Source organism: Bradyrhizobium glycinis (genome assembly GCF_016031655.1).
Classification (GTDB): Bacteria; Pseudomonadota; Alphaproteobacteria; order Rhizobiales; family Xanthobacteraceae; genus Bradyrhizobium; species Bradyrhizobium glycinis.
The window spans coordinates 1-13,059 of record NZ_JACCHQ010000016.1; the positions used below are offsets into that span (position 1 = coordinate 1).

Genomic DNA, 13,059 nt, shown 5'->3' on the forward strand with positions numbered 1-13,059 from the left:
GTCATGGCTCGGCAATCCATGCTTAAGCACCAGCACGTCCTGCCAAAGATAAGCCTTCAGCCGCGCAAACAGCGCCATGTCGGTGCAACTCGTCGCTCCGCACAACGTGGCCATCAGGGCGATGAACAAGAGCTCCGTCAGATCGTGCAGCGCATTGTCCGCACGTGGGTCGGGCAGGTCTTCGAAGCACTCCGAAAATCGATCCATGGGTCGCTCCTTCCAACTCCAGGAGCCACCTTCAGAATCGATTTCTCTCCAAATCGCAATGCCTTAGGATCACATGCGATTCCCCTGCCCTGGAGGGGGAGGGTCGATCGCGCGCAGCGCGAGCGGGGTGGGGTGATCTCTCCACTCGAACAGTGCCCGTGGGGAGAGATCACCCCACCCCGTCTCACATGTCGCTGCGCTCCATGTGAGCCGACCCTCCCCCTCCAGGGGAGGGTAAGGCGGAATCCACAGCAGCTCAGTAGTTGCTGGCCGCCGCTCCGTTCGGAATGCCGTCGATCGGACATTCCTCGGTACCCGGCGTCGCGCGGGTCATGGCCTCGACCATGTCGCGCGTGCCTTCGGGATCCCTGATCCAGTTCTTGTAGAAATCATATGGGCAGGCCGCGACGCCGCGCGGGCTGTCGCCGGAATTGATCATGCCGGTGTAGCCGCGGTGAACCAGCTTGTAGAGATGGTTCTGTGACTGGCCGTTGCGGCGCGCATCGCGGATCAGATGCTTCGACAGCTGGGCGTACTGGATGCCGTAATCCTCCTCGCCGCATTCGCCGAGGGTGCGGCCGTCGAAGCCGATGATCGCGGAGTGGCCGAAATAGGAATAGACGCCGTCGAAGCCGGCGGCATTGGCGACGGCGACATAGACGTTGTTGGCCCAGGCCATGGCCTTGGAGATCATGACCTGCTGCTCCTTGGCCGGATACATGTAGCCCTGGCAGCGCACGATCAGCTCCGCGCCCTTCATGGCGCAGTCGCGCCAGATCTCAGGATAGTTGCCGTCATCGCAGATGATCAGGCTGACCTTGAGCCCCTTCGGGCCCTCGGAGACATAGGTGCAATTGCCGGGATACCAGCCCTCGATCGGCACCCACGGCATGATCTTGCGGTACTTCTGCACGATCTCGCCCTTGTCGTTCATCAGGATCAGGGTGTTGTAGGGCGCCTTGTGCGGATGCTCCTCGTGGCGTTCGCCGGTGAGCGAGAACACGCCCCACACTTTTGCCTTGCGGCAGGCTTCCGCGAAGATCGCGGTCTCCTCACCCGGCACCATTGAGGCCGTCTCGTACATCTCGTTGGCATCGTACATGATGCCTTGCGTGGAATATTCCGGGAAGATCACGAGATCCATGCCGGGCAGGCCGACTTTCATGCCGACGATCATGTCGGCGATCTTGCGGGCGTTGTCGAGCACCTCGGCCTTGGTGTGCAGGCGGGGCATCTTGTAATTGACCACGGCGACGCCGACCGTGTCGTTGCTGCTGGAGATGTCACCGTGAAGCATGTCGAGCGCTCCTGTCTCTTATTCGTTTGAGGTCATCGCGGGGGGTTAGTGACTGATCATCCAGGGACGTGCGGTCGGAAAGCCCTTGGCGCCGCTCCTGGTCTTGGTCATCAGCCGCGCCGGCTTTGTCCTGTCCGCCGTGCCCTTGTCCTTCACGGTCTTGCCCGAGGAACAGCAGCCGCAGCCCGGACCGTGCGAGGCCTTGTATTGCGCCAATGTCTGCGGCGCGTGCGTGCTGCGTTCGTTGACGGCGCGGGCCTTGCGCTTCTCCGCCGGCATGCAGAAGAAGTTCGGCGCCGTCAGGATGACGCGGGGCGCCATGGTCGCGCAATGCGGGCAGCTTTGCGGATCATCGCATTCCGCCATCGGGCGCAGGTCCTTGAAGGGACCGCAATCGTCACAGAGATATTCGTAGACCGGCATCGCATCACCTACGCTGTTGCTTGTTCACAACTCGCTACCACCATTCGCGTGGAGACAGCCCCTCACCCCAGCCCTCTCCCCGTAAGAACGGGGAGAGGAGCGCACCGCCTACTTGTCCGGCGAGATCGGCATCTGAATGTCGCCGGTGATGTGCTTGATGGGACCTGCCGCCGACGGCATCACGTCGAAATCGAAGATCTCGGTCGGCAGCCACAGCGTGGCGCAGGCGTTGGGCACGTCAACGACGCCGGAGATGTGGCCCTGGCACGGCGCGGTGCCGAGGATGGAATAGGCCTGGGCGCCGGAATAGCCGAACTTCTTCAGATATTCGATGGCGTTGAGGCAGGCCTGGCGATAGGCGATGTGGACGTCGAGATAATGCTGCTTGCCGGCTTCGTCCACCGAGATGCCTTCGAAGATCAGATAGTCCTTGTAGTTCGGCGTGATCGGCGACGGCTTGAAGATCGGGTTCTTGATGCCGTACTTGGCAACGCCGTCCTTGATCACCTCGACTTTCAAGTGCAGCCAGCCGGCCATCTCGATGGCGCCGCAGAAGGTGATCTCGCCGTCGCCCTGGCTGAAGTGCAGGTCGCCCATGGAGAGACCGCCGCCGGGGACATAGACCGGGAAATAGATCTTCGAGCCGCGCGAGAGATCCTTGATGTCGCAATTGCCGCCATGCTCGCGCGGCGGCACGGTGCGCGCGCCCTCGGCGCCGATCTTGGCCTTGACGTCGCCCTTGGCGCGGCCGCCGTGCGCGGTCGGCGCGAACGGCGGATTGGCCAGACCAGGCACGCGGGTCGGGTTGGTCGAGATCAGCTCGGCCTCGCGCTTGTTCCAGGTGTCCAGCATCTTGGGATCGGGCAGACAGCCGATCAGGCCGGGATGGATCAGGCCGGCGAAGCTGACGCCGGGCACGTGGCGGGACGAGGTGTAGAGACCCTTGATGTCCCAGATCGACTTCTGCGCCAGTGGGAAATGATCGGTGAGGAAGCCACCGCCGTTCTGCTTGGAGAAGAAGCCGTTGAAGCCCCACAGGCTCTCCTTGAGCGGGCCGACGTCGAGCAGGTCGACGACGAGGAGATCGCCCGGCTCGGCGCCCTTGACTCCGATCGGACCGGACAGGAAGTGCACGATCGACAGATCGATGTCGCGCACGTCGTCGGCGGAATCGTTGTTCTTGATGAAGCCGCCGGTCCAGTCATAGGTCTCGATGATGAAATCGTCGCCGGGATTGACCCAGGCCACGATCGGGATATCGGGGTGCCAGCGGTTATGCACCATGTCGTTTTCATAGGCCGATTTGGTGAGATCGACCTTGATCAGTGTCTCTGGCATCGAGATGCTCCCCTTTTACACGGTTGGTTAGACGGACAGATATTTCGAGACCTGCGCGGCATCGACGGCGTCGCGCGGATCATCGCGCACGATCTCGCCGTTCTCGATCACCAGCACGCGGTCGGCGATGTCGAGCGCGAAGCTCAGGACCTGCTCGGAGACGACGATCGAGAGCCCCTTCTCGTCGCGGATGCGCTTCAACGTGCGCGCCATCTCCTTGATGATCGAGGGCTGGATGCCTTCGGTCGGCTCGTCCAGCAGCAGCACCTTCGGCTTGGTGGCGAGCGCGCGGGCGATCGCGAGCTGCTGCTGCTGGCCGCCGGAGAGATTGCCGCCGCGGCGGCCTTTCATCTCCAGCAGCACCGGGAACAGCTCGTAGATGTCGTCAGGCACCTCCGACCCGCCAGAGACGACGAGCCCGGTCTCGATGTTCTCCTTCACCGTCATGGTGGAGAAGATCATGCGGCCCTGCGGCACATAGGCGAGGCCCTTGGCGACGCGCTCAAAGCTCTTGAGGTTTCCGAGCTCGGCGCCATCCATGTTCACCGAGCCGCTTTTAGCCGGCAGGATGCCCATCAGCGACTTCATCAGGGTGGTCTTGCCCATGCCGTTGCGGCCCATGATCGCGACGATCTCGTTGGCCGCGACCTTGACGTTGAGCCCGTGCAACACCTCGCTCTGGCCGTAGGCGACGTGAAGATCGGAAATAGCCAGCATCGATTACTCCCAGGCTCGGTGTGTCTCTTTCCTTCTCCCCTTGTGGGAGAAGGTGGCGCGGGCGAAGCCCGCGACGGATGAGGGGTCTGCATCGGTGGATGCGACAGGCAGTTGGATGCGCGGAGAGATACCCCTCACCCGGATCGCATCTTGCGATGCGATCCGACCTCTCCCACAAGGGGCGAGGTGCACCGTCACTGCCGCAACAGATGCGCTCGACATCGCCACGGTCAGTGCCCCAAGTACACTTCAATGACCTTGGGATCGTTCTTCACCTTCTCCATCGTTCCTTCCGAGAGGATCTGGCCCTGGTGCAGCACGGTGACCTTGTGCGCGATGTCCTCGACGAACTTCATGTCGTGCTCGATCACCAGCACCGAACGGTTCTTGATGATGCGGTTGAGCAGCTCGGCGGTCTTGGCGCGCTCCGATACGCTCATGCCGGCGACGGGCTCATCTAACATCAACAGGTCGGGGTCCTGGATCAGCAGCATGCCGATCTCGAGCCATTGCTTCTGGCCGTGACTGAGCTCGTCGGCATAGGTGTTGAGCTTGTCCTTGAGGAAGATCATCTCCGCGACCTCCTCGACCCGGTCCTCCACCAGTTGATCGCGCTGAAAGGTCAGCGAGCCGAATACGGTGCGGCCGCGCGGGAACGAGATCTCGAGATTCTCGAACACGGTGAGATCCTCGAACACCGACGGCGTCTGGAACTTGCGCCCGACGCCGGTCTGCACGATCTCGTTCTCCTTCATCTTCGTGAGCTCCTTGCCACGAAACTGAATCGAGCCCGAGGTCGCCTTGGTCTTGCCGCAGATCAGGTCGAGCACCGTGGTCTTGCCGGCGCCGTTGGGGCCGATGATGACGCGGATCTCGTTCTCCTCGACATAGAAGGAGAGGTCGTTGACCGCCTTGAACCCGTCGAACGAGACGGTGAGGCCGGAGACCGCGAGCAGGAATTCCTTGGGCTGATGACCGATGAGCATGATTTCATCTCCTCACTGTCAGCGCGGCATCGGCATCGTGATGTCCGATGAGCATGATTGACCCCTCACTCTGCCGGCGCGCCGTCGGCGACGGAATTGTCAGCCCACCCCGCCTTCGCCCTGCGCGAGGCGAACAGCCGATCGATGCGCGGCTGCACGTAATCGGCCCAGAGCCCGGACAGACCGTTGGGGAAAGCAAGCACGACGGCGATGAACAGCGCGCCGAGACCGAACAGCCAGAGTTGCGGGAAGGATTCCGACAGGCTGGTCTTGGCGAAATTCACCAGGATGGCGCCCCAGATCGCGCCGAAGATCGACATCCGTCCGCCAACCGCGGTGTAGATCACCATCTCGATCGACGGCACGATGCCGACGAAGGACGGCGACATGAAGCCGACATTGAGCGCGAACATGGCGCCGCCGATCGCGGCGAAGATCGCGGCCATGCAGAAGGCGAAGATCTTGAAATTGGCGACGCTGTAGCCGGAGAAGCGGACGCGGTCTTCCTGCTCGCGCATCGCGACCAGGATGCGGCCGAGCTTGGTCAGGCGGATGAACTGCGCGATGCCGATGCAGGCGAACAGCAGCACCACCTCGACGAAGTACAGGATGATCTTGGCATGGTCGGGCCGGATGTCCCAACCCTTCAGCGTGCGCAGGTCGGTCATGCCGTTGATGCCGCCGGTATAGCCCTGCTGGCCGACAATCAGGATGGTGAGGATGGCGGCGACGGCCTGGGTGATGATCGCGAAATAGGTGCCGCCGACGCGGCGCTTGAACATCGCGGTGCCGATGATCAGGGCGAACAGGCCGGGGACCAGGATGATGGCGAGGATGGTGAAGGTGAGGCTGTGAAACGGCTGCCAGAAGAACGGCAGCGCCGTGATCTGATTCCAGTCCATGAAGTCAGGAATGCCGGGCGTCGATTGGATCTTGGTGTTCTCGACGCTGGAGGCCTCGAGCTTGAGGAACATCGCCATGCAATAGCCGCCGAGGCCGAAGAACACGCCCTGCCCCAGGCTCAGGATGCCGCCATAGCCCCAGCACAGCACGAGGCCGATCGCGACAAAGGCGTAAGTCAGATATTTCGCGACCAGGTTGAGGCGGAACACATCCAGCGTCAGCGGCAGGATCACGAACAGTACGGCCGCGAGCGCAATGAAGCCCATCAGTTCGGAGCGGTTGAAGAAGCGTGAGTTGATGATCATGACTTGCCTGCTTCTCGTTATTTGCGGACCTTGAGGGCGAACAGACCCTGCGGCCGCAGCATCAGGATGCCGACGACGGCGAGCAGCGTGAGCACCTTGGCCATCGAGCCCGACATGAAGAACTCGAGCGTCGATTGCGTCTGTGAGATCGAGAACGCGGAAGCGATGGTGCCGAGCAGGCTGGCGGCGCCGCCGAACACGACAACGAGGAAGGTATCGACGATGTAGAGCTGGCCCGACGTCGGCCCGGTCGAGCCGATCATGGTGAAGGCGCTGCCGGCGACACCGGCGATGCCGCAGCCGAGGCCGAAGGTGTAGCGGTCGACCTTCTCGGTGTTGATGCCGACCGCGCCGGCCATGATGCGGTTCTGCACGACCGCGCGCACCTGGCGGCCCCAACGCGACATGTAGAGAACATAGGCGACGGCAATGGTGATCAGCACGGTGAGGCACATCACGAAGACGCCGTTGATCGGCACCTCGATGCTGTCGGTGACGCGCAGCGAGCCCAGCATCCATTGCGGCAGCTCGACGCCGACCTCGCGCGCACCGAACACCGAGCGATAGGCCTGCTGCAGCATCAGGCTGAGGCCCCAGGTCGCGAGCAGCGTATCGAGCGGACGCTTGTAGAGGTGCCGTATCAGCACCCATTCCACCAGCATCCCCAGCGCGCCGGATGCGAGGAAGGCCAATATCATGGCAAGGAAGAAGTAGCCGCTGAACAGGCTCGGCAAATAGGCCTGGAAGAGATTGGAAGTCATCCAAGTGACGTAGGCCCCGAGGATCATGAACTCGCCATGGGCCATGTTGATGACGCCCATCTGGCCGAAGATGATGGCAAGGCCAAGTGCCATCAGGACATAGACCGAGAACAGGATCAGTCCGGCGAACCCCTGCATGACGAAGATCGAGCCAAGGTCGCCAATCGAATAGTCGCCGAACATCCATGTCCTCCGTCGGGAAAGGGTCCCGCGTCGCGAGCAGGTTCGCGACGCGGGGGCTTGAGGCATGGACTTGCGATCCACGCCAGGGAGCGGTTTTGCCTTGAGGGAAAGTGCGACGGGCGCCGCGACTTACTGGTAGCGCTTCTTACTGGTAGCCCTTCGGGAACGGATCCGGCTCGACGAGATCGGCGGTCTCGTAGATCAGCTCGAACTGGCCATCGAGCTTGGCGCGTCCGACGCGGGTCTTCGACCAGAGGTGATGGTTCTCGTGGATGCGCACATAGCCTTCCGGCGCACCCTTGAACTCGACGCCGGGCGAAGCCGCCGCGATCTTGTCGACGTCGAAGGAGCCGGCTTTCTCGACCGTCAGCTTCCACAGCCAGGGGCCGAGATAGGCAGCCTGGGTGACGTCTCCGATCACGGTCTTCTCGCCCCACATCTTCTTGAACGCGGAGACGAAGGCCTTGTTGTTCGCATTGTCGAGCGACTGGAAGTACTTCATGCAGGCATAGGCGCCAGCGATGTTCTCACCGCCGATGCCGTCGATCTCGTCCTCGGTCACCGAGATCGTGAGCAGTGGCTGCTTGGCGAGATCGACGCCGGCCGCCTTGAGCTGCTTGTAGAAGGCGACGTTGGAGCCGCCGACGACGTCGGTGAAGATCACGTCCGGCTTGGTCAGCTTGATCTTGTTGATGACCGAGTTGAACTGCGTCGAGCCGAGCGCATAATATTCCTCGCCGACGACCTTGCCCTTGAGCACGTTCTCGACGTGCTTGCGCGCGATCTTGTTGGAGGTGCGCGGCCAGATGTAATCCGAGCCGATGAAGAAGAACGACTTGGCGCCCTTCTCCTTGGCGATCCAGTTCAGGCCGGCAAGAATCTGCTGGGTCGCTTCCTGGCCGGTGTAGATGACGTTCTTGGACTGCTCGAGGCCTTCGTAGAAGGTGGGGTAGTAGAGCATGCCGTTATACTGCTCGACGACCGGAAGCACTGCCTTGCGCGAGGCCGAGGTCCAGCAGCCCATGATGGCCGCGACCTTGTCGTTGACGAGCAGCTTCTTCGCCTTTTCGGCGAAGGTCGGCCAGTCCGACGCGCCGTCCTCCTGGATGAACTTGATCTTGCGGCCGAGCACGCCGCCGGCCGCGTTGATCTGCTCGATCGCGAGCTTTTCGGCCTGGATCGAGCCGGTCTCGGAGATCGCCATGGTGCCGGTCGCCGAATGCAGGATGCCGACCGTGACCTCGGTGTCCGTGACGGCCAAACCCGTGGTGTTGACCGCCGAGGTCGCCGGCGCCTGCGCAAAGGATGCCCGCGGCAGCATGGTGATGGCCGGCACCGCGGCCATTCCCATCAACAATTTGCGCCGCAGCGGCGACAACAGGCCCTTGTTTGCTTCGTCTGACATGAGCACCCCACTTTTGTTCGAGAACACGCGATTGGTGGCTGTGAGGATGGCTCGAATTTATGCAGGCCGCGCATACGCAAGATCGCGTATACTGCACCGCAAAATGCCGACGTAGGCTTCTGGTACGGAATTTGCGAGGGGTCCGGGTCCGTATCGGGAGTGGGGTTAGTGGCAGGGCGGCAGCGAATAGACCGCGTCAGGCGCCAATACAATCAATGGGTCGCCAACCAGACGCTGGAAGATTACGCCCTGCGCTTCACCGCCAAGAGCGCGCGGCGCTGGTCCGCCGCCCGCGTCGCCAACACGGCACTGGGCGCGATCTCGTTCCTGGCGATGGAGGCGATCGGCGGGACCATCACGCTGAACTATGGCGTCACCAACGCGACTGCCGCCATCGTCGTGGTCTCCATCATCATCTTCGGCTGCGGGGTGCCCATTGCGTATTATGCCGCCAAATGCGGCATCGACATCGACCTGCTGACGCGGGGTGCCGGCTTCGGTTACATCGGCTCAACCGTCACCTCGCTGATCTACGCCTCCTTCACCTTCATCTTCTTCGCGATCGAGGCCGTGATCCTCGCCTCCGCGCTCGAGATGTGCTTCGGGATTCCGCGGCCCGTCGGCTATCTGATCAGCGCCGTCGTCATCATCCCACTGGTGGCCTACGGCATCACACTGATCAGCCGCTTCCAATTGTGGACGCAGCCGCTGTGGGTGATCCTTCACATCATTCCGTTCGCCGCGATCGCCTGGCACAACCCGCACTCCTTTGCGGAGTGGCACAAGTTCTCCGGCGAGCACGGCAATCTCAACGGGCATTTCGATCTGCTGTTGTTCGGCGTTGCGGCCTCGGTCGTGTTCTCGCTGGTGGCGCAGATCGGCGAGCAGGTCGACTTCCTGCGCTTCCTGCCGCGCGACCGCCGGGCTTCCAGGACCTCCTGGTGGGTGGCGCTGATGAGCGCGGGCCCAGGCTGGATCGTGCTGGGCGCGCTGAAGCTGCTGGCCGGCTCGTTCCTCGCCTTCTTCGCGCTCAGCCATGGCGTGCCGCCCGAGGAGGCCGCCGAGCCGGCGCACATGTATCTCGAAGCATTCCGCTACGTGCTGTCGCAGCCTGACCTCGCCCTGGCCCTGACCGGCACCTTCGTGATCCTGTCGCAGGTTAAGATCAACGTCACCAACGCCTATGCCGGCTCGATCGCCTGGTCGAACTTCTTCTCGCGCTTGACCCACAGCCATCCCGGGCGCGTGGTCTGGCTGGTATTCAACGTCATCGTGGCCCTGCTGCTGATGGAGATCGGCGTCTACAAGGCCCTGGAGCAGACGCTGGCGCTCTATTCCAACGTCGCGATCGCCTGGGTCGGCGCGCTGGTCGCCGACCTCGTCATCAACAAGCCGCTCGGATTGCGGCCGCAGCAGATCGAGTTCAAGCGCGCCCATCTCTACGACGTCAATCCGGTCGGCGTGGGAGCGATGACCATCGCGACCATCGTCTCGATCAGCGCCTTCTACGGCCTGTTCGGGCCGACCGCGAAGGCGCTGTCGGCCTTCATCGCGCTCGCGGCGGCCTTCCTGACCGCGCCGTTGATCGCCTGGGCCACGGACGGCAAGTACTACATCGCGCGCAAGCCGAAGCGGAGCTGGCAGAACATCGAGGCGATCCAGTGCTGCATCTGCGAGCACTCGTTCGAGCCGGAGGACATGGCCTCCTGCCCCGCTTATGCGGGCCCGATCTGCTCGCTGTGCTGTTCGCTGGATGCGCGCTGCCACGATCTCTGCAAGCCCCACGCGAGATTCCAGGCGCAGGTGTCGGAGACCCTGGGCCGGCTGATGCCGCAGCCGATCTACGCCCGGATCAACTCGCAGGTCGGCCACTATATCGGCGTGTTCGTGGTCTCCGCCGGCCTGATCGCCCTGGTGCTGGGACTGATCTATCTGCAGACGTCGGCGAGCGTTCACGGCGACAACGAGCTCGTGTCCGACGTGCTGTGGAAGGTGTTCTTCTCGCTGAGCATCATCATCGGCGTGGTGGCGTGGCTGTTCGTGCTGGCGCAGCAGAGCCGCCGCGCCGCCGAGGCCGAGACGCGGCGGCAGACCGCGCTGCTGATCCAGGAGATCGATGCGCACAAGCGCACCGACGCCGAGCTCCAGCGTGCCAAGGAAGTCGCCGAATCCGCCAACCTCGCCAAGAGCCGCTACGTGGTCGGGCTGAGCCACGAGCTGCGCTCGCCGCTCAATGCGATCAGCGGCTATGCGCAGCTGCTCGAGCAGGATACGAGCCTCGGCGCCAAGCCGCGCGACCAGGTCCGCGTCGTCCGCCGCAGCGCCGACCATCTCTCCGGCTTGATCGACGGCATCCTCGACATCTCCAAGATCGAGGCGGGGCGGCTGTATCTGTCGCGCGACGAGGTGCGCTTGAGCGAATTCCTCGACCAGCTCGTCGGCATGTTCCGTCTCCAGGCCGCCGCCAAGGGCATCGATTTCGTGTTCAGGCGGCCGCCAACGCTGCCGCGCGTGGTCTATGCCGACGAGAAGCGGCTGCGTCAGGTGCTGATCAACCTGCTCTCGAACGCCATCAAGTTCACCCAGTCCGGCAGCGTGCAGTTCGTGGTGCACTACCGCAGCCCGGTCGCCGAGTTCGAGGTGATCGACACCGGCCCGGGCATCCAGGGCGGCGATCTCGAACGCATCTTCGCGCCGTTCGAACGGGGTGCGCTCGGCGCCTCGCAGCCGCAGACCGGCACCGGCCTCGGACTCACCATCAGCCGCCTGCTCGCCGGCGTGATGGGCGGCGACATCAAGGTCACGAGCACGGTCGGCACGGGCTCGACGTTCAAGGTCAAGATCCTGCTCTCGGAGGTCACCAATCCCCAGCGCATCGCGCCGGTGGAGGCGCCGGTCTCCGGTTATCACGGCCCGCGCAAGACCATCCTCGTCACTGACGATGATCCCGTGCATCGCGACCTCCTGCGCGAGGTGCTGACGCCGCTCGGCTTCATCCTGCTCAGCGCGCCCGACGGCGCCGGCTGCCTTGCGCTGGCGCAGCATTGCCGGCCCGATCTGTTCCTGCTCGACATCTCGATGCCCGCCATGGATGGCTGGGCCGTCGCAGAGGCCTTGCGCGCCAGCGGCCATCATCAGGCGCGCATCCTGATGGTATCGGCAAGCGCGCTCGAGGCTCATGGCGCGCCGCTGGCGCAGCCCTTCCACGACGGCTACCTGATGAAGCCGATCGACATCCCGCGGTTGCTGGAGACGATTCGCCAGCTTCTCAAGATCGAATGGCAATACGGCTCGGACGAGGTCGCAGCGCCTTTCTGGCATCCGGAGACGGGATCGAAGCCGCCGCTACGGCACATCGAGGCGCTGATCGGGCTCGGCCAGATCGGCTACGTCAAGGGCATTCAGCTGAAGCTGGACGAGATCCGCAGCGAGCACCCCGAGCATGCCGACTTCGTCGCGCAGATGCGGTCGCTGGTCGATCGCTTCGATCTCGACCTGTACATGGCCACATTGAAGACGTTGCATGCTTATGAGCATTGAACCGAAGAAGCGCGACGTCGCGCTCGTCGTCGACGATTCCCCGGAGACGCTCCGGCTGCTCACTGATGCGCTCGACGGCGCCGGCATGACGGTGATGGTAGCGCTCGACGGCGCCGCGGCGATGCGCATCATCGACCAGATCACGCCCGACATCATCCTGCTCGATGCCGTGATGCCCGGCATCGACGGTTTCGAGACCTGCCGCCGGCTCAAGCGCGATGCGGGTCTCGCCAACGTCCCGGTCATCTTCATGACGGGTCTCGCCGAGACCGAGCACATCGTGCGTGGATTGGAAGCCGGCGGTGTCGACTACGTGACCAAGCCGATCGTGATCGAGGAGATGCTGGCGCGCATCCGCGTCCATCTCGGCAATGCCCGGCTGACCCAGAGCGCGCGCGCCGCGCTCGATGTCTCCGGCCGTTTCCTGTTCGCAGTCAATCGCCAGGGCAGCGTGCTGTGGGCGACGCCGCAGGCGCAGAAGCTGCTATCCGACCATCACGGCGCGCAGGCCGACGACTTCGTGCTGCCGCCGGCGCTGCTGCAATGGCTCGAGCAGGCGAAGGCCAAGAGCGGCTCGAAATCCCAGGCAGCGTCGCTGCCCGACAATCCTCAGCTCCGCGTCTACTACATGGGCGAGACCGCACCGAACGAATTCCTGCTGCGGCTGTCCAAGGAAGCCGGCACCGCACTGCCGCCCGAATTCACCAGCGAGCTCGGCCTCACGACACGCGAAGGCGAGGTGCTGGCCTGGCTCAGCAAGGGCAAGACCAACCGCGACATCGCGCAAATTCTGGGCCTCAGCCCGCGCACGGTCGACAAGCATCTGGAGCAGATCTACGCCAAGCTCGGCGTCGAGAACCGGACCGCGGCGGCGGCGATCGCCGCGAATGCGACGAGACGGAATTCGTAGCGGCGGTGTAGATGAGTTGAAGCGCTGCCAACCGAGCAAACGGTGTCGTCCCGGACAAGCGCGCCTCAAGCGCGCGCCGATCCG

General features: G+C 63.4%; 11 protein-coding genes. 2 read left to right on the forward strand and 9 right to left on the reverse strand.

Annotation, left to right across the window (positions count from 1 at the left end; translation table 11 throughout):
- The 9 genes from HZZ16_RS22095 to urtA form a co-directional block, all read right to left on the reverse strand.
- A partial coding sequence (locus HZZ16_RS22095) for a transposase family protein (protein ID WP_197951663.1) occupies positions 1-207 on the reverse strand: 207 nt, incomplete at its 3' end.
- Positions 208-463: 256 nt separating this feature from the next.
- Positions 464-1,504, reverse strand: coding sequence for an aliphatic amidase (locus HZZ16_RS22100; protein ID WP_197951665.1), 1,041 nt, complete (start codon positions 1,502-1,504; stop codon positions 464-466).
- Positions 1,505-1,549: 45 nt separating this feature from the next.
- Positions 1,550-1,927: an FmdB family zinc ribbon protein gene (locus tag HZZ16_RS22105; protein ID WP_197951667.1), complete on the reverse strand. Its 378-nt coding sequence runs from the start codon at positions 1,925-1,927 to the stop codon at positions 1,550-1,552.
- Between the two features lie 108 nt (positions 1,928-2,035).
- A complete protein-coding gene (fmdA, locus tag HZZ16_RS22110; RefSeq protein ID WP_197951669.1) occupies positions 2,036-3,265 on the reverse strand; it encodes a formamidase in 1,230 nt (409 codons plus the stop codon).
- A gap of 27 nt (positions 3,266-3,292) precedes the next feature.
- Positions 3,293-3,982, reverse strand: coding sequence for an urea ABC transporter ATP-binding subunit UrtE (gene urtE / locus HZZ16_RS22115; RefSeq protein WP_036002119.1), 690 nt, complete (start codon positions 3,980-3,982; stop codon positions 3,293-3,295).
- A gap of 230 nt (positions 3,983-4,212) precedes the next feature.
- Positions 4,213-4,968: an urea ABC transporter ATP-binding protein UrtD gene (urtD, locus tag HZZ16_RS22120; RefSeq protein ID WP_197951671.1), complete on the reverse strand. Its 756-nt coding sequence runs from the start codon at positions 4,966-4,968 to the stop codon at positions 4,213-4,215.
- Positions 4,969-5,033: 65 nt separating this feature from the next.
- Positions 5,034-6,176 (reverse strand): urea ABC transporter permease subunit UrtC, encoded by a 1,143-nt coding sequence (gene urtC, locus HZZ16_RS22125; RefSeq protein WP_197951673.1) that lies wholly within the window; start codon positions 6,174-6,176, stop codon positions 5,034-5,036.
- Between the two features lie 17 nt (positions 6,177-6,193).
- Positions 6,194-7,120, reverse strand: coding sequence for an urea ABC transporter permease subunit UrtB (gene urtB, locus HZZ16_RS22130; protein WP_128266094.1), 927 nt, complete (start codon positions 7,118-7,120; stop codon positions 6,194-6,196).
- Positions 7,121-7,265: 145 nt separating this feature from the next.
- Positions 7,266-8,525, reverse strand: coding sequence for an urea ABC transporter substrate-binding protein (urtA, locus tag HZZ16_RS22135; RefSeq protein ID WP_025033323.1), 1,260 nt, complete (start codon positions 8,523-8,525; stop codon positions 7,266-7,268).
- 168 nt (positions 8,526-8,693) lie between these two features.
- Here urtA and HZZ16_RS22140 point away from each other — a divergent pair, with 168 nt between their 5' ends.
- Together HZZ16_RS22140 and HZZ16_RS22145 are read left to right on the forward strand one after the other, a co-directional pair.
- Positions 8,694-12,065, forward strand: a complete 3,372-nt coding sequence (locus tag HZZ16_RS22140; protein WP_197951675.1) for a hybrid sensor histidine kinase/response regulator — start codon at positions 8,694-8,696, stop codon at positions 12,063-12,065.
- Positions 12,049-12,975, forward strand: a complete 927-nt coding sequence (locus HZZ16_RS22145) for a response regulator (protein ID WP_197951677.1) — start codon at positions 12,049-12,051, stop codon at positions 12,973-12,975. The genes HZZ16_RS22140 and HZZ16_RS22145 overlap by 17 nt, the downstream gene beginning before the upstream one ends.
- Positions 12,976-13,059 lie beyond the last annotated feature (84 nt).

Coding starts and splice junctions, on each gene's coding strand:
- HZZ16_RS22100 (WP_197951665.1), bottom strand. CDS start 1,504: ATGCTTCACGGTGACATCTCCAGCAGCAACGACACGGTCGGCGTCGCC.
- HZZ16_RS22105 (WP_197951667.1), bottom strand. CDS start 1,927: ATGCCGGTCTACGAATATCTCTGTGACGATTGCGGTCCCTTCAAGGAC.
- fmdA (WP_197951669.1), bottom strand. CDS start 3,265: ATGCCAGAGACACTGATCAAGGTCGATCTCACCAAATCGGCCTATGAA.
- urtE (WP_036002119.1), bottom strand. CDS start 3,982: ATGCTGGCTATTTCCGATCTTCACGTCGCCTACGGCCAGAGCGAGGTG.
- urtD (WP_197951671.1), bottom strand. CDS start 4,968: ATGCTCATCGGTCATCAGCCCAAGGAATTCCTGCTCGCGGTCTCCGGC.
- urtC (WP_197951673.1), bottom strand. CDS start 6,176: ATGATCATCAACTCACGCTTCTTCAACCGCTCCGAACTGATGGGCTTC.
- urtB (WP_128266094.1), bottom strand. CDS start 7,120: ATGTTCGGCGACTATTCGATTGGCGACCTTGGCTCGATCTTCGTCATG.
- urtA (WP_025033323.1), bottom strand. CDS start 8,525: ATGTCAGACGAAGCAAACAAGGGCCTGTTGTCGCCGCTGCGGCGCAAA.
- HZZ16_RS22145 (WP_197951677.1), top strand. CDS start 12,049: ATGCTTATGAGCATTGAACCGAAGAAGCGCGACGTCGCGCTCGTCGTC.